The sequence below is a fragment of the Brachybacterium aquaticum genome (assembly GCF_014204755.1).
Taxonomy (GTDB): Bacteria; Actinomycetota; Actinomycetes; order Actinomycetales; family Dermabacteraceae; genus Brachybacterium; species Brachybacterium aquaticum.
Map to the genome: position 1 here is coordinate 3,003,578 of NZ_JACHLZ010000001.1, position 19,290 is coordinate 3,022,867.

20 protein-coding genes are annotated in these 19,290 nt (G+C 73.1%); 10 read left to right on the forward strand and 10 right to left on the reverse strand.

Going from position 1 to position 19,290, the window contains the following annotated elements; genetic code table 11:
- Window positions 1-40 precede the first annotated feature (40 nt).
- Entirely contained in the window at window positions 41-1,657 is a 1,617-nt protein-coding gene (locus tag HNR70_RS13450) for an HNH endonuclease signature motif containing protein (protein WP_184326107.1), read from the reverse strand.
- A 216-nt stretch (window positions 1,658-1,873) separates the two neighbouring features.
- Between HNR70_RS13450 and HNR70_RS13455 the strand changes: the two genes are divergently transcribed.
- From HNR70_RS13455 to HNR70_RS13465, 3 genes are all read left to right on the forward strand, one after another.
- Window positions 1,874-2,395, forward strand: a complete 522-nt coding sequence (locus HNR70_RS13455) for a MarR family winged helix-turn-helix transcriptional regulator (protein ID WP_312857676.1) — start codon at window positions 1,874-1,876, stop codon at window positions 2,393-2,395.
- A 113-nt stretch (window positions 2,396-2,508) separates the two neighbouring features.
- The gene (locus HNR70_RS13460; protein WP_184326108.1) at window positions 2,509-3,825 is read left to right on the forward strand and encodes an MFS transporter; all 1,317 of its coding nucleotides are present in this window, start codon (window positions 2,509-2,511) and stop codon (window positions 3,823-3,825) included.
- Between the two features lie 127 nt (window positions 3,826-3,952).
- A complete protein-coding gene (locus HNR70_RS13465) occupies window positions 3,953-4,690 on the forward strand; it encodes a sulfite exporter TauE/SafE family protein (protein ID WP_184326109.1) in 738 nt (245 codons plus the stop codon).
- Between the two features lie 61 nt (window positions 4,691-4,751).
- Here the strand turns inward: HNR70_RS13465 and HNR70_RS13470 are convergent, their stop codons facing one another.
- The 5 genes from HNR70_RS13470 to HNR70_RS13490 all read right to left on the reverse strand — a co-directional run bounded on the left by HNR70_RS13470 (window position 4,752) and on the right by HNR70_RS13490 (window position 10,028).
- Window positions 4,752-5,261 (reverse strand): SRPBCC domain-containing protein, encoded by a 510-nt coding sequence (locus tag HNR70_RS13470; RefSeq protein WP_184326110.1) that lies wholly within the window; start codon window positions 5,259-5,261, stop codon window positions 4,752-4,754.
- A gap of 297 nt (window positions 5,262-5,558) precedes the next feature.
- On the reverse strand, window positions 5,559-6,272 hold the full coding sequence (locus HNR70_RS13475; RefSeq protein WP_184326111.1) for a hypothetical protein: 714 nt from the start codon (window positions 6,270-6,272) through the stop codon (window positions 5,559-5,561).
- A gap of 11 nt (window positions 6,273-6,283) precedes the next feature.
- The gene (locus tag HNR70_RS13480) at window positions 6,284-7,576 is read right to left on the reverse strand and encodes a Bcr/CflA family efflux MFS transporter (RefSeq protein WP_184326112.1); all 1,293 of its coding nucleotides are present in this window, start codon (window positions 7,574-7,576) and stop codon (window positions 6,284-6,286) included.
- 71 nt (window positions 7,577-7,647) lie between these two features.
- Window positions 7,648-9,333, reverse strand: a complete 1,686-nt coding sequence (locus HNR70_RS13485) for an ABC1 kinase family protein (RefSeq protein ID WP_184326113.1) — start codon at window positions 9,331-9,333, stop codon at window positions 7,648-7,650.
- Window positions 9,334-9,401: 68 nt separating this feature from the next.
- Window positions 9,402-10,028 carry a mycothiol transferase gene (locus HNR70_RS13490; protein WP_184326114.1) on the reverse strand — a complete coding sequence of 209 codons (627 nt, stop codon included), beginning with the start codon at window positions 10,026-10,028 and terminating at the stop codon, window positions 9,402-9,404.
- Window positions 10,029-10,183: 155 nt separating this feature from the next.
- Between HNR70_RS13490 and HNR70_RS13495 the strand changes: the two genes are divergently transcribed.
- A complete protein-coding gene (locus HNR70_RS13495; RefSeq protein WP_184326115.1) occupies window positions 10,184-11,128 on the forward strand; it encodes a helix-turn-helix transcriptional regulator in 945 nt (314 codons plus the stop codon).
- A gap of 208 nt (window positions 11,129-11,336) precedes the next feature.
- Window positions 11,337-12,221 (forward strand): hypothetical protein, encoded by an 885-nt coding sequence (locus HNR70_RS13500; RefSeq protein WP_184326116.1) that lies wholly within the window; start codon window positions 11,337-11,339, stop codon window positions 12,219-12,221.
- Window positions 12,222-12,286: 65 nt separating this feature from the next.
- On the opposite strand, the gene HNR70_RS13505 is transcribed toward HNR70_RS13500, so the two are convergent.
- From HNR70_RS13505 to HNR70_RS13515, 3 genes are all read right to left on the reverse strand, one after another.
- A complete protein-coding gene (locus HNR70_RS13505; protein WP_184326117.1) occupies window positions 12,287-13,132 on the reverse strand; it encodes a sulfite exporter TauE/SafE family protein in 846 nt (281 codons plus the stop codon).
- 129 nt (window positions 13,133-13,261) lie between these two features.
- A complete protein-coding gene (locus HNR70_RS13510) occupies window positions 13,262-13,966 on the reverse strand; it encodes a DAK2 domain-containing protein (protein WP_184326118.1) in 705 nt (234 codons plus the stop codon).
- Between the two features lie 10 nt (window positions 13,967-13,976).
- Complete coding sequence (locus tag HNR70_RS13515) at window positions 13,977-14,975, reverse strand: dihydroxyacetone kinase subunit DhaK (protein ID WP_184326119.1); 999 nt, start codon at window positions 14,973-14,975, stop codon at window positions 13,977-13,979.
- Window positions 14,976-15,086: 111 nt separating this feature from the next.
- Here HNR70_RS13515 and HNR70_RS13520 point away from each other — a divergent pair, with 111 nt between their 5' ends.
- The 4 genes from HNR70_RS13520 to HNR70_RS13535 all read left to right on the forward strand — a co-directional run bounded on the left by HNR70_RS13520 (window position 15,087) and on the right by HNR70_RS13535 (window position 17,128).
- Window positions 15,087-15,686, forward strand: a complete 600-nt coding sequence (locus HNR70_RS13520) for a hypothetical protein (protein WP_184326120.1) — start codon at window positions 15,087-15,089, stop codon at window positions 15,684-15,686.
- A 122-nt stretch (window positions 15,687-15,808) separates the two neighbouring features.
- Window positions 15,809-16,312, forward strand: coding sequence for a hypothetical protein (locus HNR70_RS13525; RefSeq protein WP_184326121.1), 504 nt, complete (start codon window positions 15,809-15,811; stop codon window positions 16,310-16,312).
- Window positions 16,309-16,503: a hypothetical protein gene (locus tag HNR70_RS13530; RefSeq protein ID WP_184326122.1), complete on the forward strand. Its 195-nt coding sequence runs from the start codon at window positions 16,309-16,311 to the stop codon at window positions 16,501-16,503. The genes HNR70_RS13525 and HNR70_RS13530 overlap by 4 nt, the downstream gene beginning before the upstream one ends.
- Window positions 16,504-16,663: 160 nt before the next feature.
- Window positions 16,664-17,128, forward strand: a complete 465-nt coding sequence (locus tag HNR70_RS13535) for a DUF3592 domain-containing protein (protein ID WP_246375229.1) — start codon at window positions 16,664-16,666, stop codon at window positions 17,126-17,128.
- 57 nt (window positions 17,129-17,185) lie between these two features.
- Here the strand turns inward: HNR70_RS13535 and HNR70_RS13540 are convergent, their stop codons facing one another.
- On the reverse strand, window positions 17,186-18,412 hold the full coding sequence (locus HNR70_RS13540; protein WP_184326124.1) for an intradiol ring-cleavage dioxygenase: 1,227 nt from the start codon (window positions 18,410-18,412) through the stop codon (window positions 17,186-17,188).
- Between the two features lie 201 nt (window positions 18,413-18,613).
- On the opposite strand from HNR70_RS13540, the gene HNR70_RS13545 reads away from it, so the two are divergent.
- Window positions 18,614-19,288, forward strand: coding sequence for a histidine phosphatase family protein (locus HNR70_RS13545; RefSeq protein ID WP_184326125.1), 675 nt, complete (start codon window positions 18,614-18,616; stop codon window positions 19,286-19,288).
- The last annotated feature ends 2 nt before the right edge of the window (window positions 19,289-19,290 follow it).

Sequence of the window (19,290 nt, forward strand, 5' to 3'; positions counted from 1 at the left end):
TTGGCGCGAGAGTCGTGCGGCCGACGGGAGCTCAGTGCTCTCACGCGGCGAGCCGCAGCACGTTCTCGCAGAGCACGTCCACGCAGGCCGCGAGGCTGAAGCCCTCCCCACGGGTGGTCGCGGCGATGCGCTCGGGGTCCGGGTCGACCACGGGCCCGGCGCCATGTGCGAGGTCCGGGTCGGCCGACGGGAGCTCGGAGGTCGGGGCGTCGGGTCCTCCCCCGAGGGCGGTCCCGCGGCGGATCACGAGGTGCTCGAGCATCGCCGGCCATGCCGCCTGCACGGGCATCCCGTCGGAGTCGAGCACCCGGAACCTCGCGCCCTCGCCCGGCGTGACGGTGCGCACCACCCGCAACCCGCCCTCGTGGACCATCACGTGGTGGCGGCGGCACAGCAGCACGAGTCCCTCCAGGTCGGTCGCGCCGCCCTGCGACCAGGGCGTGAGGTGGTGGGCGTCGAGGTGCTTGGTCTGGTGACAGCCGGGGAAGCCGCAGGTCCGATCGCGCAGGCGCAGGGCCCGGCGCTGGGCGCGGGAGGCGAGGCGGCGCGAGCGCCCCAGGTGCAGGATCTCGCCGCCGGCATCGGTGATCGCGACGGACACCTTCCCCGTGCATGCCAGACGCTCGGCGGTGGCGGGTTCGAGGGGTCCGGCGCCGAGCGCTCCGCTGCGCGGAGGCGTTCCCGCGGGAACGTCTGAGGGGTCGGCGGGCTCGCTGGCTGCGGTCGCTGCTGCGGCCGACGGGTCTCGCTCCTCGTCGGGGCGCGCAAGCGTTCCCGCGGGAACGTTCTTCGCGAGCGCCTCGGCGCTGACCTGCACGATCACGACATGACGGTCTTCGCCGGAGCGGTCGTCCGGAGTGGCGTCGAGGTAGGTGCGGGCGAGGTCGTGGAGGGCGTCGGCCCGGCGCTGCTCGAGGGTGGCGTCGGTGGTGACCTCGGCGAGGCGCTCGGCGAGCGGGTCATCGACGGCGGTGGCTGCCGGTGCATCGGCGGCGGAGTTGCGTGAAGCCGAGGCGTCGGCGTGCTCACCCTCAATCTCCGATGGCGGCGCGCTTCCGTCACGGTCCAGTGCGAGCTCGAGGGCGGTGATGACCTCGGCGCCGAGCTCGGCGGGGAGCACTGCGCGGACCTCGACCATCCCGTCGTCGCGCACGAACCAGCGGGCCTGGCGTCGGGCGTCCTGGCCGAGGCGGGAGCCATCCGCCGCACGGAACCCGGCGATCGTCGCGGCGAGCTGCGAGGCGGTCATGGCACGGGCCATCTCCACGAGCACCACCTCGTCGACCCGGTCCGCGACGCGGGTGAGCTCGCGGACCTTGGAGTAGGACAGGCGCCCCCGACGGAACTCGGCGACGGTCAGCGGCATGGAGGGAAGGATCCGCGCGACGCGGACGTGCTCTCGGGCGGTGCCCGGGGACATGGAACAGGACCAGGCGAGCCAGTGCGCGGTGGACTTCAGCCCCACGTAGTGGCCGACCCCGCCGCGGGCCTCGAACTCGGAGAGCATCAGCAGGAACTCGCAGGTCGCCGCCGCGAGGAGCGCCGCGCGCTGCTGGATCTGCTGTCCCATCTCCTCGGCCTCCTCGGCGGTGAGGGGCTCGGGCGGGGGCGGGTCCTCGCCCGTCGGGCGGGAGGGATGCGGAGTGGCGAGGGTCATGGCGGTCTCCCGGGGTGTGCGGCAGAAGCGTGCGGCAAAAGCGTGCGACGGACGGCGGGATCGGACGGGCGTTCGAGTGCGTCCGTCCAGTCCAGTCGCCCTGCGCACACGGCGCATCCCCCGGGCCGGGAATGTGGACGAAGCGGCGCTGTGGAGGAACCGTCACACCTCGCCCCCTTTTGCCATAGTTAGCATTGCGAACTACTATCAGTCGTCGTGACCAGAACTTCTCTGCCCTCCGCGACCGGTGACGAGCGCCCGGCGGCGCCCGACGCCGCGGCCACCTCCAGCACCGAGTCCGCGCCCGGCAACCCCTCCCGCGAGGAGCTGCCCCAGCACCTCGCGCTGGTGTGCAGCCTGTTCGCCCGCATGGCGGCCCGACGGTCCGAGGTGGGCGTCGGCACCGTGTCCTGGCGGGTGGTGGCCACGATCGAGCGCTTCGGGAAGCTGCGGCTGAGCGAGATCGCCGAGCGCGAGCGCGTCTCGCGCCCCACGGCGACCACGGTCATCAAGCGGCTCGAGGAGGAGGGGCTGGTGCGTCGGGAGCCGGACCCCACCGACTCCCGCTCCGTCCTGGTCAGCACCACCGACAAGGGCTCGGCGCAGCTGGCGATCTGGCGCGAGCAGCTCGCCGTCGGCGTCGGCTCCCTGCTCGAGCACCTGCCCGAGGAGGATCTGGCGACCCTCTCCCGGGCCTCGGAGATCCTCGCCGGGGTCCTCGAGGTCCACGACCGCTGATCCCCCGGCCGCTGATCCCCCTGACCGCTGAGGTCCCGTCGGCCGACGGACCCCCGCACCCCTCTGCCCGCCCGCTCCCCCACCCGTCCTCTCCCCACGGAAAGAAGTCCTGTATGAGCAGCACCGAGACCACCACCGGGACCACCTCGGCCCCGGCCCAGGCGGCACCCGCCGCCTCGTCCATCCCGACTCTCCGCGACGCCTTCCACCAGCCCAAGGCCGTGTGGGCGATCGCCTTCGCCGCCACCGTGTCCTTCATGGGCATCGGCCTGGTGGACCCGATCCTCCCCGCGATCAGCTCGCAGCTGGACGCCTCGCCTTCGCAGGCGATGCTGCTGTTCACCAGCTACCTCTTCGTCACTGCGATCGCCATGTTCTTCACCAGCTGGTTCGGCAGCAAGGTGGGCGTGAAGCGCACCCTGCTCGTCGGCCTGGCCTTCGTGGTCGTGTTCGCGGCGCTGGCCTCGACCGCCGGCAGCGTCAACGAGATCATCGGCCTGCGCGCCGGCTGGGGCCTCGGCAACGCCCTGTTCATCTCCACCGCTCTCGCGGCGATCGTCGGGGCGACCGCCGGCCCGTCGGGCGGCGCGATCATCCTGTACGAGACCGCGCTCGGCATCGGCATGGCCCTCGGCCCGCTGCTCGGCGGCCTGCTCGGCACCGTGTCCTGGCGCGCACCGTTCGCCGGCACCGCCGTGCTCATGGGCATCGGCTTCCTCGCCATCGCGATCCTGCTCCAGCGCGAGGCGAAGCCGGCCCCGGTCTCGCCGGTCGCCGCACTGAAGGCCCTGAAGAACCCGGCCCTGCGCACCCTGGCCCTGACCGCCGTGTTCTACAACATCGGCTTCTTCACCCTGCTGGCCTACTCGCCCTTCCCGCTCGAGCACGCCGCGGCCGCCGCCGGCATCGAGTTCGGCGCCATGGGCATCGGCTGGGTCTTCTTCGGCTGGGGCCTGGCGCTCGCGATCACCTCGGTGTTCGTCGCCCCCGTCCTGACCCGCAAGATCGGCCTCATCCCGACGCTGCTGACCACCCTCGGCCTGCTCACCGTCGTGATGCTCGTGCTGACCGTCTTCCACACCTCGATGACCGGGATCGTCACCCTCATCGTCATCGGCGGCCTGCTGCTGGGTGTCATGAACACGGCACTGACCGAGACCGTCATGGAGGCCACCGACCTGCCCCGCGGCGTGGCCAGCTCCGCCTACTCCGGCGTGCGCTTCCTGGGCGGTGCGATCGCCCCGGCCGTCGCCGGCCCGCTCGCGGAGGCGACTACCTCCGGTGCGCCGTACCTGATGGCCGCCGTCTCGCTCGTGCTCAGCATGATCATCCTCGCGATCGGCCGACGCCACCTGTCCCACGTCCGCCAGGAGCACCACCTCACCGCGGCCGAGGAGGTCGAGGCGATCACCGCCGGCGACGAGGTCTGAGGTCCCGGATCTCCGACTGACGTCACCTGAGGAGTAGCCCCCGTCCTGCCGCTGATGCGGCGGGGCGGGGGCTTCTGCCTTCCCCTGGCCGCGACGAGTCCTGCCGGCCACCCCGTACCCTGACCCGATGACCACCCCCGAGCTCCTGGCCCTGCTGGGCCTGGCGCTGACGATAGTGGTGGGCGCAGTCGCGCAGCGCACCACGGGGATGGGGTTCGCGCTGCTGATCGCGCCGTTCCTGGTGCTGGCGCTCGGGCCGCTCGAGGGGATCCTCGTGACCAATGCGTTCGGGGTGGTCTCGTCGGTGGTGAACCTGGTGCTGATGTGGCGCGACGTGGACTGGCCGCGTGCGGCGGTGCTGGCCCCGATGGGGATCGTCGGCATCGTGCCCGGGGCGCTCGCGGTGCGGTGGCTGCCGGAGGCGCCGCTGGCTGTCGCGGTCGCGGCGCTGATCCTGGTCGCGCTCGCCCTCACGCTGCTGCTGCGGGGCCGGACCTTGCCTCGCTCCCGCGCGCTCGCCGCGGCCGGCGGCTTCACCTCAGGGTTCCTCAACGTCACCGCGGGCGCCGGCGGACCGGGCCTGGTGGTCTACGCGCGCGCCACCGGCTGGCCGCACCACCTGTTCGCCGCGACCGCGCAGCTGCAGTTCATCGTGCTCGGCGCAGCGTCGCTGCTCGCCAAGGGCGCGCTGCCCTCCCTCGCAGCCCCCACCTGGGCGGTGCTGCTGGTCGCCCTCGCGCTCGGCATCGGGATCGGGTCATGGCTCGCGCCGAAGCTCGACCCGGACGTGGGGATGCGGATCGTGATGGTCCTGGCGATCGGCGGGGCACTGCTCGCGCTCGGGCGCGGGCTGCTCGCGCTCTGAGGCGCGCGCTGCCGTCGGCCGACGAACCCTGCCACATCTCGGGCCGCCCGCGCCCGACCCGTCAGCTCCCCAGCGCCTCGTACTCCCCCGCGCGGGGCATGTAGTGGCTGTCCCACACCTCCATGGTGGGGACGTCGCCGCCGCTCAGCGACCCGACGAAGCGGTCGAGGTACCACTCCCAGCCGGGGCCGACGTTCTGGAGCATGTCGCGGGGAACGTCGTGGTGGCGCAGGGCGAGGTACGTGACCTCGCCGGCCGCGCCGCCGGCCCCGTCGGACCCGCCTTCGAGCTCGAGGGACAGCAGCCAGGACCCCTCCCCCATCGACGAGCTGACCGTGAGCAGTCGCTCCGGCTCGCAGGCGTGGATCGTGTAGGTCGACGGGGTCGCCTCGCCGGGCTCGGCGTTCATGGTGACCTCGACCGTGCCGCTCGCGGGATCACCGGTCCAGGTGCCGTACCAGGTGGCGAGGCGGCCCGGGTCGACGGCGTGCTGCCACACCTGGGCGGGGGCGGCGGGGACCACGCGCCGCAGCACGAGGTCGGATCCGTCGAGGGTGCCGGAGATGCTCATGCGCCCACCGTAGCCCGATCAGGGTGCGCTCGGTGCGGCGCCGCCTGTACTGCCGCTTCCGTCCCGCCGGCTCCGCAGCGCGCCTGGCTCCCGCCGAGGATGCTGCCGAGAACGAGGGCGATGAGCACGACCGGGAGCGTGACGCCGTCAGGGACGCCGCAGGTGGTGCGCGAGCCGACCTGGGCGAGGACCTGCATGAGCAAGGAGGCGCCATCGTCGCCCCTCGGCGGGGCGCGGGGAACGCCTTGTCCGAATCGGGATCCGGCCGACGCGATTCGGCCGACGGGGCCCGCCCCCTCAGCGCGAGAGGTGCTCCGGCCTCCGCGCCCGGTCCACGCGGCGGTACTCGCGGATCCCGCCGAGGATCCCGCCGATCACGAGGGCGATGAGGATGGTGATGAGGATCGGCAGGTCCGGGATGTCGCCGACGGTGCGCGAGAGGGCCTGCTCGAGAAGTCCGAGGGAGACGTCGGCCGTGAGGAGGAGCGCGGCGACGGCGCCGGCGACGGCGAGCCCGGTCTGGAGGGCGCGGGCCTGACCGGTCGCGGCCATGAGGAAGCCGACGAGCGCGGCGAGCGCCATGCCCTCGACGATGAGGGAGGCGAGCACCACGAGGATCGAGTCGGTGAGCACGAGCATGGGGGCGAGGATCCGGCCGGGCTCGCCGATGCCGATCAGCAGGCACGCGGCGGTGCCGAGGGCCGCGGTCCAGGTCCGTCCCTCGCCGAGCACGACCACGGCGATGGCCGCGGCGGCCGCGCACAGCAACCCCAGCACCATTCCGGCGCCGGTGAGGGCGGTGACCAGGGGGAACGGTCCGGCGAAGGCGCGCACGACCGCCAGCAGCAGCCCGGCGATCAGCCCGATGCCGAGGGCGAGCCCGGAGCGGTTCCACAGCTCCCGGGGTCCGCTGGTCACGGCCGCCGCGACGACGAAGGCGACCGGGAGCGCGAACAGGACGGCCGTGAGCGCACCGTTCAGGAGTTCGGAGGGATCCAGATCGAAGGACATGGGGTCCATGGTCACCCGGAGGCGGCGTCGGAGCCAACCCGTCGGCCGCGCAGATGCCAGGCCCACAGCAGCGCGCCGACGATGACGTAGCCGAGCGCGGCGAGCGCGACGACGGCGAGACTGCCCGTGATCAGGGGCGCGATCACCCCGGAGAGCAGGGCGTTCATCACGAGGGTGAAGAAGGTGCCGAGCGAGGCGGCGGCGCCGCGCTGGTGCGGGAAGAGGTCGAGGATCTCCAGCTGGATGGGGGCGAAGAAGAGGGACGCGGTGAAGGACATGAGCATCGGCCCGATCAGCACCGGCAGCAGGGTGACGTCGAGCCCGCCCGACGGCGCGGGGGCGATCAGGACGAGCACGAGGTTGATGACGCTGGCGGCGAGGGTGCCGAGGTAGCCGAGGGTGATCAGGCGCGTGCGCTCCATGACGTCGGCCGCGCGGCCCACCACGAAGGAGCCTGCCATCATCCCGAGGATGAGCGGGACGAACAGCACCCAGAAGTCCTGCTCGCCGAGGCCCAGCAGGCGCACCACGATGATCGGGGCGGCGGCGACGAACACGAAGTGGGCGGCGAACCCGAACGCGGTCGCGAGCGCGATCCGCATCATCGTCAGCGACCGCCCCACCTCCCACAGCGCGCCGACGACGGCGCCGATCCGCAGGGGGATCCGCTGTTCCTTCGGGAGGGATTCGGGCATGAGCGCGGTGAGCACGAGGACGACCACGCCGTACAGACCCACGCCCGCGAAGACCCAGCGCCAGTCGCCGAGCAGCAGCAGCCAGCCGCCGAGCACGGGCGCGATGACCGGCGCGAGCGCGAAGATCATCATGATGCGGGCCATGAGCTTCTGCGCCTCGGCCCCGGCGAACAGGTCGCGCACCACCACGCGGGAGACGATCGTGGCGGCGCCGGCGCTGACCCCCTGCAGGATCCGCAGCGCGATGAGCATGCCCATGCCGGTGGCGAGGGTCGCGCCGAACATGGCGAGGATGTAGATCGCCAGGCCCGTGAGCATGACCTTCTTGCGGCCGAGCGCGTCGGACATCGGTCCGTGGAACACGCTCATCACGGCGAAGGAGGCGAGGTAGACGCTGATCAGCTGCTGCAGGACCACGTCGGACGCGCCGAACTCCTCACCGATCCGTGGGAACGCGGGGAAGACGGTGTTGATCGTGAAGGGGCCGAGCATGCCGAGCGCGGCGAGGGTGAGGGTGATGCGGGCACCGGCGGTGCGGCGGCGGGAGGGGCCGGTCGCTGGTACGGCCGCAGCGCTGCGGGGGTCGTCCGACGGGGCGGGGGTGGTCACCCCGGCAGTCTAGGTGGGACCGCTTTCCGGGGGTGGGCAGGTGGGTCGGGCGCGGCCGACGGGGGCTGCGGTCACTGCGGTCCCTTGAGGCCCCGGCGCACCATCCGTCCGAGCCGTCGGGCGGGCCCGGCGCCGGCGGCGAGGTAGGTGCCCAGCAGCGCGGTCGCGCCGCCGGAGACGAGCATGAGCGGGTCTCGCAGGCTGATGCGGCCGGGCTGGGCGGCGACGACGGTGCCGATGCCGACCAGGAGCGCGCTCATGGTCATGCCGACGATGAGGCGGTCGGCGGTGTTCTCGAGCCGGTCCACGGCGCGGTCGAGGTCCTCGGGGTGCAGGCGCACGGGCACTCCGCGGGCCTCGACCTCGTCCAGCAGCCGTCCGGCGCGCTCGGGCAGCTCCCCGCCCACGCGCAGGGCGTTCAGCGACGAGGTGCGCACGCGGCGGGCGAGCGCCTCGGGGCTGAGCAGCTCGGCGAGGGCGACGGGGATGACCTCGGTGAGGACGGTGGAGAGGTGGAAGCCCGGGTCCAGGACGGTGGCGGTGGACTCGGTGAGCACGAGCATGCGCAGCAGCGAGGACACGTCCGAGGGGAGCTGGAGGTGGTGGCGGCGCAGCATCGCGGTGAGCTCCTCGACGATGCGGGCGGTGGGCACCTCGGCGAGGGGCTGGGCGGAGAGGGCCTCGAGCATGTTCTCGAGGTCGCGGGTGAGGCGGCGGCGGTCCAGGGCGCCTCGCGGCGGGGCGAGGCGCACGAGCGCCGAGACGGCGCCGTCGTGGTCGCCGTGGGTGAGGGCGAACAGCAGCCGCAGGATCTCCTCGCGCACGGACTCGGAGAGCTGCCCGACCATCCCGAAGTCGATCAGCGTGATCGTGCCGTCCTCGCCGACGAACAGGTTCCCGGGGTGGGGGTCGGCGTGGAAGTACCCGTCCACCAGCACCATCCGCACCAGTGCCCGGGTGGCGCGGGTGGCGAGGGCGGTGCGGTCGATGCCGGCGGCGTCCAGGGCGGCGACGTCGTCGATCTGCAGGCCGGTGACGCGCTGCTCGGTGAGGACCTCGGCGGTGGTGAGCTCGTGATGGACGGTCGGGATGCGCACGGTGGGAGCGGCGGAGAGGTTGCGTCGCATGCGCTCGGCGTGGGCGGCCTCGGCGCGGTAGTCGAGCTCGCCGCGCATGGTGCGGTCGAAGCCGGCGACCAGGGCGACCACGTCGACGTTGCGGGCGGTCTCCCATTCGCGGGCGGCGAGGGAGGCGAGGGTGCGCATCAGCTCGAGGTCGGCGAGGACCACCTCGCTGACTCCGGGCTTGCGGACCTTGACCACCACCTCGGAGCCGTCGTGGAGGCGGCCGAGGTGGGCCTGGCCGATGGAGGCGGTGGCGAGCGGCTCCTCGTCGAGCGCGGCGAAGAGCTCGTGCGGGGGCGCGCCGAGCTCCCGCTCGATGACGTCGGCGACCTGCGCGTACGGGACGGGCGCGGTGTGGGCTCGGAGGCTGCGCAGCTCCTCGGTGTACTCGGCGGGCAGGAGGTCGTCGCGGGTGGAGAGCATCTGGCCGAGCTTCACGAACGTGGGGCCGAGCTCCTCGAGGGCGCGGCGGAGGCGGCTGGGCCCGTCGGCCGCCGCGTCCTCGCGCGGGAGGCGGCGGCGCACCATCTCGGGAAGGTGCTCGCGCAGCCCGATCTGGGCGGCGAGGGCCCCGAGCCCGTTGCGGGCCAGGATCTCGGCGATGCGGCGGTACCGGGGCGCGTCAGCTGCCATGCGGGGATGGTATCGAGCGGGCCTGCCCGGGGGCTGGGCACGTGACGAGGGCCGGGCGGCCGACGGCGTCACCAGTTCGCCGGCGGCCAGGGCTCCCCGTCGGCGATGGCGTTCAGGGCGTAGGCGAACTGCCCGTCCACACTCTCGCGCAGGATGTCCGCGTGGCCGGCGTGCCTGGCGACCTCCTCGATGCAGTGCAGCGCCACCCAGCGCACGGTCCAGCGCTCCTCGCCGCTGAACCAGGGCGCCTCCGGGGTGGGGACCGGGGCGTCGAGCTCGGCGCCGCGCAGGGCATCGGCGAGCGCGGTCGCGGCCGACTCGAGCTCGGCGATCAGGGAGTCAGCGGTGTCCCCCGGACGCAGCTCGCCGGAGTCGTCGCCGGAGAGGGCGTCGGTGGTGTTCGAGGCGGCGTCGCTGTCGGGCGCGCTCGGGTCGGCCTCGCCCACCGCTCCCCCGTCGGCCGACATCCCGCGCGCCGCGGCGGTCGCCGCGCGGGTCTCGTCGGTGAAGCCGGTGGTGACCGCGAGGACGTGGCGGGCGAGGGTGCCGAGCGTGAACCGGGAGACGGTGGGGCGCTGCTCCAGCTGCTCGCGGGAGAGGCCCTGGAGGGTGGTGGCGACCTGGTGGACCTGCTGGGCGGCGTAGACGGCGAGTCCGTCGTGCTCCGTGGTGACGTCGGCGGTGAGGAACGGCATCGGGGGCTCCTTGCTGAGGGCGTGTGGGCGTGGGCGTGCCGGAGTGGGCGTACCCCGCACTCTCCTCCCCCCGGGAGGACAGATCCTGTCCTCGAAGCGGGACAGACTGTCGCCCATCACCCCGACCCCCGATCTCCGCCCCGCGAGGAGGCTCCATGAGCGACGTGACCACGAGGGCCCTCCGCCTGCTCGCGCTGCTGCAGTCGCGCTCGTTGTGGACCGGGCCGGAGCTGGCCGCGGAGATGGAGGTGACCACGCGGACCGTCCGGCGCGACATCGACCGGCTGCGGCAGATGGGCTATCCGGTGCTCACCTCGGCCGGGCACGGCGGCGGCTACCAGCTCGGCGCGGGCCGGGCGCTGCCGCCGCTGCTGCTGAGCTCGAGCGAGGCGGTCGCGGTCGCCGTCGGGCTGCGGCTCGCGGCGAGCTCCGGGGTGGAGGGGCTGGACGAGGAGGCGCTGCGGGCGCTGGCGGCGCTGGACCGGATCCTGCCCGCGCACGTGCGGGCCGAGGTCGGCGCGGTCTCGGACGCGATGGGCGTCATCTCCCGCAGCGCGCCCGGGGTGCGGGCCGAGGTGCTGACGGCGCTCGCCACCGCCGTGCGGGACGTGGTGCGGGCGCGGGTGGACTACGAGCGGGCCGACGGGGAGCGGTTCGAGCGGCGCCTGGAGCCCTACCGGGTGCGGTCGATGGAGGGTCGCTGGTACCTGTTCGCCTGGGATCTGGACCGGGAGGACTGGCGCACCTTCCGACTGGACCGCATGCAGGCCGTGCACGTCTCGACCTTCACCTTCCCGCCGCGCCCCACCCCGGATGTCGAGGACCTGGTGCGCGAGTCGATCACGGTGCGCGCCTACGAGACGGCCTGCACGGTGCGGATCCTCGCCCCCTACGAACGGGTCGCCCCCGAGATCGGGGCGCGGGCCGGCACGCTGACGCCCGACGGGGACCAGGCGTGCATCCTCCGCGCCGGCGCCGACACCATGCGCTGGGTGGTGCTCTTCCTGGCCCAGCTCGGCGAGGGGGTGGAGGTGATCGAGCCGCCGGAGCTGCTGGAGGAGATCCAGGCGCTCGGACGGTGGGCGGCCTCGGCGAGGTGAGCGGCGCGGTGAGCGGCACGCGGCTGGCGGCGACGACGCCCGCGTCGCCAGGCCGAGGCACTGACCTCCTGGTACCCCCTGACCTGCACACACGCTGAACGAATCGGACATATCCCCTACCATCGAGGGTGCGGCCGACGTACCCTGGGGACCTGTGCGGGGAGGCGGACAGGGCCGCCTTCCTCTCGGGAACGGACGCCGCACCGCCATGCCAGCACGCCGCCCTCAGCCAGTTCGAACGCAGCCCCGTCGACCGCAGCCGCGCGCCGCGGCGCTGCTCGCCGCCGCACTCCTGCTGGCCGGGATGCTCGCCGCCTGCGGCGGCAGCGTCGAGGAGCCCGCCCCCACCGCGCAGGACACGATCCCCGCGCGGGTGGGCGAGCCGCGGCAGGTGCCGGTGGCGAGCGCGCCGTCGGGGTCCGACGAGGGCACTGCGGGCAAGGGCTCGTCGGCCGGCGGTCCGACCGACGGGGCTGCGAGCGACGGGGAGGCGGCCGACGGTCGCGCCCCCGGCGCGGCCCCTCCGACACGCACCCGCATCTCCGGCGTCTGGCCCGACGAGAGCTGGCAGGTCGAGGAGCTTCCCGGGGACGCCTGCGAGGGCCGGGCCCCCCAGCGCACCCGCTGGGCGATCGGGGAGGCACGCTTCGCGTGCGGAGCCCCCGCGGATCTGCTGATCGCCTGCGCGCCGGTGGGCGGGGACGAGGCGCTGTGCCTGCAGGACGTGAGCGAGCGGCGCGCGGCGCGGATCCACTCCCCCGCGATCGCGGGGTACGCGGAGCCCGCGATGGAGCAGCCGCATCCGATGCTGGTGGTGCTGGCCGACGGGACCATCTGCGAGGCCGTGGGCCGGGACGACATGGACCACAACGCGGGTCGGCAGTCGTGGCTGCACTGCGGAGAGGACTCGGCGCTGCTGCTGGACCAGCGCTCGGCCAGCGAGTACTTCGACCGCGAGGACGGGCTGTGGACGGCCGAGCTCGGCGTCGGCGCCAGGGCGCCTCGCACCGTCGCGGTGCGGGAGGCGGTGTTCGCCGCGACCGAGGAGGACCTCGACGAGCACGGCTGGGAGCTCGGGTGGCGACCGGAGTGAAGCGGCGGGGTGATGCAGGCGGGGTGAAGCCGGCGGCGTGAGGCGGGGCCTGCACCCCAGGGGCGTCAGGGGATGAGCAGGCCGATCGCGGCGAGGACCGTGAGGCCGAGGACGAGCTTGTCGAAGACCTGCTGCGGGATGCGCCGGGCGACCTTCGCGCCGAAGTAGGCGGCGATCAGCACCACCGGGATCAGGACCAGGTCCATCATCAGCGTCTCGCGGGTGAAGAGGCCCAGCCCCGCCGAGAAGGGCAGCTTGAACAGGTTGATCACCGCGAAGAACCAGGCGCTCGTGCCGAGGAACGTCATCACCGGCATCCGCATCATCAGCAGGTACAGCGACATCACGGGCCCGGCGGCGTTGGCGACCATGGTGGTGAACCCGCCGAGCAGGCCGTAGGCGACGCCCTGCGCGGTCGCGGCGGCGCCCTTCTGCGAGCCGACCTCGGGGGTGGCGGCAGTGGTGCCGCTCGAGGCGGCGCCGGAGGGCGTGTCACTCGCCTTCTCCGCCTCGGCGCGGCGCTGGGCGCGCATCCGCCGTGCGACGGTGAGCGCGACGAGGGCGATGAGGATGATGCCGATGGTGACGCGCACGGTCGTGTCGTCCACCGCGGCGAAGAAGAACACCCCGATGATCACGCCCACCATGGCGCTCGGCAGCAGGCGGACGAGGGTGCGCCAGTCGGGCTCGCGCCGGTAGACCCACAGCGCCGTCATGTCTCCCACGATCAGCAGCAGCAGGAGCGCGGCGGTCGACTCCTTCGCGGGCATGGCCAGCGCGAACGCGCCCGCGGCGAGGGTTCCGGCACCGGGCAGGGCGGTCTTGGAGAAGCCGACGATCAGCGCGCCGAGCACCACCAGCGCCCAGGACGCGGCGGGGAGGGTCGGCAGCAGGGAAGCGAGATCAGGCACGGATGGTCAACCTACCAGCGCCATGCGTGCGGAGCTTCTGGCGTCCGGGGAAGGGAGGCACCGGGCGGCCAGCGGCGCGCCCCTCACGACCGGCGGATTCGAGGGCGCGCTCGCGCTATCGGGCAGGACCTACCGGATCCAGGCGGTGTCGACCTCTCCCCCGCCGCTCACCGCCGCGCGCAGCGCGCCGATGACCAGCGCCATCGCAGCGGCGCCAGGGTCGATGACGCCCTTGGCGCTGTCGCCGACGTAGCTGGCGCGTCCGCGGCGGGCGGTGAGGTCCGCGGTCGCCGTCGCCGCGTCGACGGCGGCCTGCTCGGCGGCGGCGAGGGCGGCCGACGGGTCGGCGCCTCCCTCGCCCTCTCCCGCACCCTCGTCCGACTGCTGGCGCAGCGCGTCCACGGCAGGCGCCAGCGCGTCGACCATGGTCCGGTCCCCGACCTTCGCCTCGCCGTACTTCTGGATCACGGCCTGGCCAGCGGCGAGCGCCTCCGTGAGCTCGCCGAGGGTGGGGACCGCATCCCCATCGACCGCCCGGGCGAGATCGCGGAAGAACATCCCGAACAGGGGCCCGCTCGTCCGGCCCACGCCGAGCCAGGCACGCGACATGGCGGTGACCCAGTCGCGGTAGGAGCCCTCGCCCGCCGTGTCGAACTCCTTCTCGGCGTTCTTCATGGCGGTGCGGACGTTGGCGCCGAAGTCGCCGTCGCCCGCGCGGCGGTCGAGGTCGCCGAGCGCGTCGGCCGCGGAGAGCAGGACCTCGCGCAGGGTGGTGACGAAGGCGTGGCCGAGGTCGTCCGGCAGGGTGCGGGAAGTGCTGGTGGTGTCGTTCATCGTGGTCTCCTCACCAGGTCAGGGCGGGGGTGCGGACGGGGGCGTCCCAGAGGCGGCGCAGCTCGTCGTCCAGCGGCATGAGCGTCAGCGAGAAGCCGTGCATGTCCAGGCTCGTCACGTAGGAGCCGACGAGGGAGCGGCCCACCTCGATGCCAGCATCGCGCAGGCGGTGGTGGAGGCGCCGGGCGGCGAGGTTCAGCTCGAGCGGGTAGGCGGCGCCGAGCCCGTTGACGATCGCGAGCACGCGGTCGCCCTTGGCGAGCCCCAGCTCCTCGAGCAGCGGGTCCAGGAGGAGGTCGGTGAGCCCGTCAGCATCCGTGAAGGGGACGCGGCGGGCGGCGCGCTCGCCGTGGATGCCGACGCCCAGCTCGACCTCGTCGGAGCCGAGCTCGAACTGCGGCGCGTCGTCCCCGGGGTGGGTGCCGGCGGCGAGCGCGAGGCTCATCGTTCGGGCCGACGCGGCGACCCGTCGGCCGACCTCCGCGACCTCGTGCAGGTCCTTCCCCTCCTCCGCGGCGGCGCCGCAGACCTTCTCGACGATGACGGTGGCGGCGGTGCCGCGCCGGCCAGGGCCCTCGCCGTCGGAGGACTCGGTCGCGAGGTCGTCGTCGACCAGCACGATCTCGGTGTCGATCGCATCGTCGCCGCTGATCTCCCCGGCGATGCGGAAGTTCAGCACGTCGCCGGTGTAGTTCTTGACGATCTGGACCACGCCGCGGCCGGAGTCCGCGGCCTTGGTCGCCTCGAGGACCTGCAGGGCCGTGGGGCTCGCGAACACGGCGCCGGCGACCGCGACGTCGAGCATGCCGGTGCCGACGAAGCCGGCGTGCAGGGGCTCGTGACCGGAGCCGCCGCCGGAGACGAGGCCCACCTTGTCCCGGGCACGCTCCTTGCGGGCGACGAAGCGGTGCTCGGCGTCGAGGTCGAGCAGGTGAGGGTGGGAGAGCACGAAGCCCTCGAGGGCCTCGGGCACGATCTGGTCGGGGTCGTTGAGGATGCTGCGTCGCACGGGAGCGCCTTCCGGTCGGGGGCGGCGGGCAGGGCACGGACCCGGTCACGTCTCGAGCACGGATGCTCGAGGGCCGGGACGGAGCGCCCTCGTCGAGCCTATCCTCCAGCCATGGACACCACCACGGCCCGTCGGGGAGGGACGCTGCTGGCGGTGCTCGTGGGCCTGTTGCTGCTCGCGCTCGGCGGGGCGCCGGTCGCCCACGCCTGCAGCTGCGTCGGCTATGACTTCGACGAAGCGGTCGAAGAGGCGGACCTCATCGCCGACGTACGGGTTCAGCACGAGCTCGAGGCCGAGGACGGCTACGTCACCTACTACGCCGTCGTCGACAGGGTCTGGAAGGGCGAGCACGCCCGGACGATCCGCCTCGGCACCCACGAGCAGACCACCGCCTGCGGTCTGGGCCGGATCCCGCCCGACTCGCGCCTTCGACTGTGGGCCTACGGCGGGGACGGCTCGTACTCGACCAACTGGTGCGCCCTCCCGCAGAAACCTCCGTCGGACGTCCGCGCCGCCCTCACCGAGAAGCTCGGCGAGCCCACCGACCTCACCGACATCCCCCTGCCGGTCGAGCCCGAGCGGGTGCCGCGCCCGCCGTCGTGGCCGCTGTACGCCGTGGGCGTCGTGCTCGTGGCGCGGGTGAGCATGCAGGCGGTGCGCGCGGCTGCGGTGGGTGTGGGGCTGGCATTGCACCGGAGGTCGCGGGGCTGAGCTCAGCGCAGCCGCGGCCCTCTATCCACATACCTTTCCTCCACCGGAGCAGGTGCGCCACACTTGACGCAGCGCGTCCGCCTCATCCGCAAACGCGAACCCCCTGCTCCGAGGAGGACCCGATGGGCGACTGGTTGCGCGATACGGCTGATGGGCTGGCGCATTGGCTCGGACTCGCCGAGCCGTTCGCCCCCTACGTCACGGCAACAGTTGCGGCCGTCGCGGCGGCAATCGCACTCCTCACCCTCCGCCACCGAATCCGAGCCGACAGCCGGGCGGAATGGTGGACCCGCGCCGAGTACGCCTTGGACCTCATCCGCGAAGAGAACAAGGTCGGCCGGAACACGGGCATGGTTCTCCTCTATGGCCTGCTGGACGACGAACGGTGGGATGCCGCTGACGTCGTCACCCTGGGGAAGGCCAATCAAGTGCTGATCAACGAGATCACCGCCCGCGCGAGACGCGCCTCTGAGACGTCTCCGGCGCCTTCAGTTGGCTCCGCCCCCACCGCGACTCCCCAAGGCGATGCCCACGACGATCCGGCCCCACGGCCACGGCCCACTTCCGCCGTCACTGCTGGGGCCCGTAGACTTGAGGACACACTTCGGAGGAGGTGGCAGAGATGACGACCCAGCCCTCGTTCGACCCGTCCGAGCACGTCGAGGCTGAGCACCAGCCGACGCTCGTGGTCATGGAGTCCATGAACAACGAGGCCTTCTACGTGGATGACCCTCTGGATGTGGAGTTCCTGCGCCTCGCCGACAAGTTCCAGCTGAAGGCGTCCAAGATTGCCGTCGAGCACGCCGGCGACAAGTGACGGGGATTCGCGTTCCACACGGGTCGCTGCGCTGAAGGTCGCAGAACTGCGACACCGCCCGCGATCGCAGCCGCCGCACCCGGCGGTAACCTCTCCCTGACAGACATTCGGTGTCGGCGCGGGGGTGCCGGCCAGACGAAGGGTGGCCATGGATTTCGGGATGTTCCGACTGTTCTTCCTGCTGATCCCGGCGATCATCGGGCTGAGCGCGCTGTGGATGGCGATCACCGCGGTGCGGGACCTGCGGCGCTCCTCGCGCCTGACCTCCCAGGGCCAGCAGACGCAGGGCCTGGTGATCTCCTCGCACATCCACTACAGCGGCTCGCGCGAGAACCGCACCTCGAGGCTGGTCGAGACGATCGAGTTCGTCACCGACCGCGGGCAGACGATCCGCGCGAACCCGACCGTGGCAGACCACAAGTCCGTGGACCGCCAGGGCATGACCGTCCCCGTCTTCTACGACCGCGACCGCCCCGAGCAGTTCATCGCCCCGCACAACGGGCGCAGCCTCTCCCCCGGCGGAGCGATCGTGAAGATCGTCGTCGCCGTGGTGATGCTCGTGTTCATCACCTTCTTCATCGTCGGCAGCCAGACGATGATGGCGGGCTTCCCGCAATTCGGCTGACGGGTCGGCCGACGGGGCGGGGGCTCCACCGCCCGCCGCCCCTCGGCACAATCCCTCTCAGCTGCTGGTGTCCGAGCTGCTGGTGTCCGAGCCGCTGGTATCAGTGCTGTCGCTCTCGGTGCTGCCGCTCCCGTCGGCCGGCGCCTCACCCGACGGCGCTTCGCCCGACGGGGGCTCGCCCCCGGGGCCGCCCATGCCGCCGCCGTCGGACGCCCCGCCGGGGCCGCCCTCCCCGCCCGACGGGGGCTCCCCGCCGCCCATGGCCCCGCCGCCGCCCATGCCGCCGGCCTCGGGCTCGGTGGTGGTGTCAATCGGGACGTCGATGCTGAAGGAGTAGCCGGACTCGAGGCTGCCGGAGAGCTGGGCGAGCTGCTGGTCGTAGCCGTCGGAGAAGATCCCGTCGGTCTCCAGGGTGAGCTGGGCGAGGTTCTCGGCGCTGCCGGTGTAGGCGTCCAGCGCGTAGACGCCGTCGGCCGCGTCCTGCGGCAGGGCGATCTGCGAGGTGAGGATCGCGTTGGTCGAGTCGACGATCGACTCGGCGTCGGGGAACACCTCGAAGTGCAGGTGGGGCCAGCGGCCGGAGTAGCAGCCGGGGAAGATCGAGGTGAAGGTGACCTTCCCCTGCGCGTCGGCGATCTGGACGCCGCGCAGGTAGGTCTCGTTCTCCACGCCCGAGGAGTACATGGAGTACCGGCCCTCGGCGTCGCACTGCCACAGGTACACCGCCGCGCCCTCCATCGGCACGTCGCCCGCGGCCATGTCGATGATGGTCATGGTGATCTCGAGGCCCACGCCGTCGGCGGTGGTGTCCGAGTCGATGCTGGTGCGGATGTCGCTGCGCTCCACCCCGCTGGTCTCGAGCACGTCCTGACCGTTGGAGCCGTCGCCCGGGTAGGGCCCGGCGGTCTCGCCCGGCATCTCGGTGAGGGCGGAGTCGGCCGACGAGGCGCTGCCGCCGCCGTCGCTCGCGCTCGTCCCGCCACTCGTGCCGGTGGTGGTCGAGGCGTCGGTGCTGGAGCAGGCGGCGAGGACCGCGACGACACTGCCCGCGCCGAGCACGCCGAGCGCGCCGCGGCGGGTGACGACGGTGGCGACGTCGAAGGCGAGGCCCTGGTCCTCCACGTCCTCCTCGGGGTGGTGCAGGCGCCGGCCCTCGAAGCGGGCGTCGGTCGTGGTGCCGGCGGCGCTGGGGTCGTGGGGGTCGTGCTCGCGCGCCTCGGGGAAGGGGCGGCCGAAGCGGTGGCCGACGGGCCGGCGGCCCGGGGTGTCCTCGGTCTGGTTCATGGCGGGTCCTCTCGTCGCGGGGGCTGATGAGGGAAACGTAGGAACGGAGTCTGTGCATCTGCTGTCGACCGGCCATGGACCTGCCCCTGTGACCGGGACCTCCGTGGTGGCATGCCCTGCGGGCACCTGGAGGGCGTGGGTGGGGCGGGCAGTGGTCGGCCAACTCGGCAGGCTCTCCGCGGATTCCGTACCTTGCTGGTCATGCGACTTCTCCTGCTCCGCCATGGCCAGACCCCCAGCAACGTCGGCGGGATCCTGGATGCCGCCTACCCCGGGCCCGGTCTCACCGACCTCGGTCACGCCCAGGCCCGCGCCGTCCCGGACGCGCTCGCGGGAGAGGACATCGCCGGGATCCACGTCTCGCGCCTGCTGCGCACCCATGAGACCGCCGCCCCGCTCGCGGCCGCGCGCGGGATCAGCCCGCGCCTGACCGAGGGGATTGAGGAGATCCGCGCCGGGGAGCTGCAGGGCCGGCAGGACGCCGACGCGGTGCGCGCCTACCAGGGCATGCACCACCGCTGGAGCGCGGGCGAGTTCGACGACGGCGTGCCCGGCGGCGAGAGTGGACAGCAGTTCTGGGACCGCTGGACCGCGGCGCTGCGCCATATCTCCGGCCTCTATGCGGAAGGCGCCTCCGTGGTCGTGGTCAGCCACGGCGCCGCGATCCGCACCTTCGCCGCGGTCGCGGGCGGGCTCGGGGCGGCGAGCCTCGCGGAGCGTCCGCTGTTCAACACGGGCCTGGTCACGGTGGTGGGCAGCGTGGAGAGCGGTTGGAGCGTCGAGGACTGGGAGGCGAGCCCCGTCGGCGGAGAGCACCTGTTGTCCGGCACGAAGCACGACGTCACGGCCGACGATCGGGCCGAGGCGCGGGCCTGACC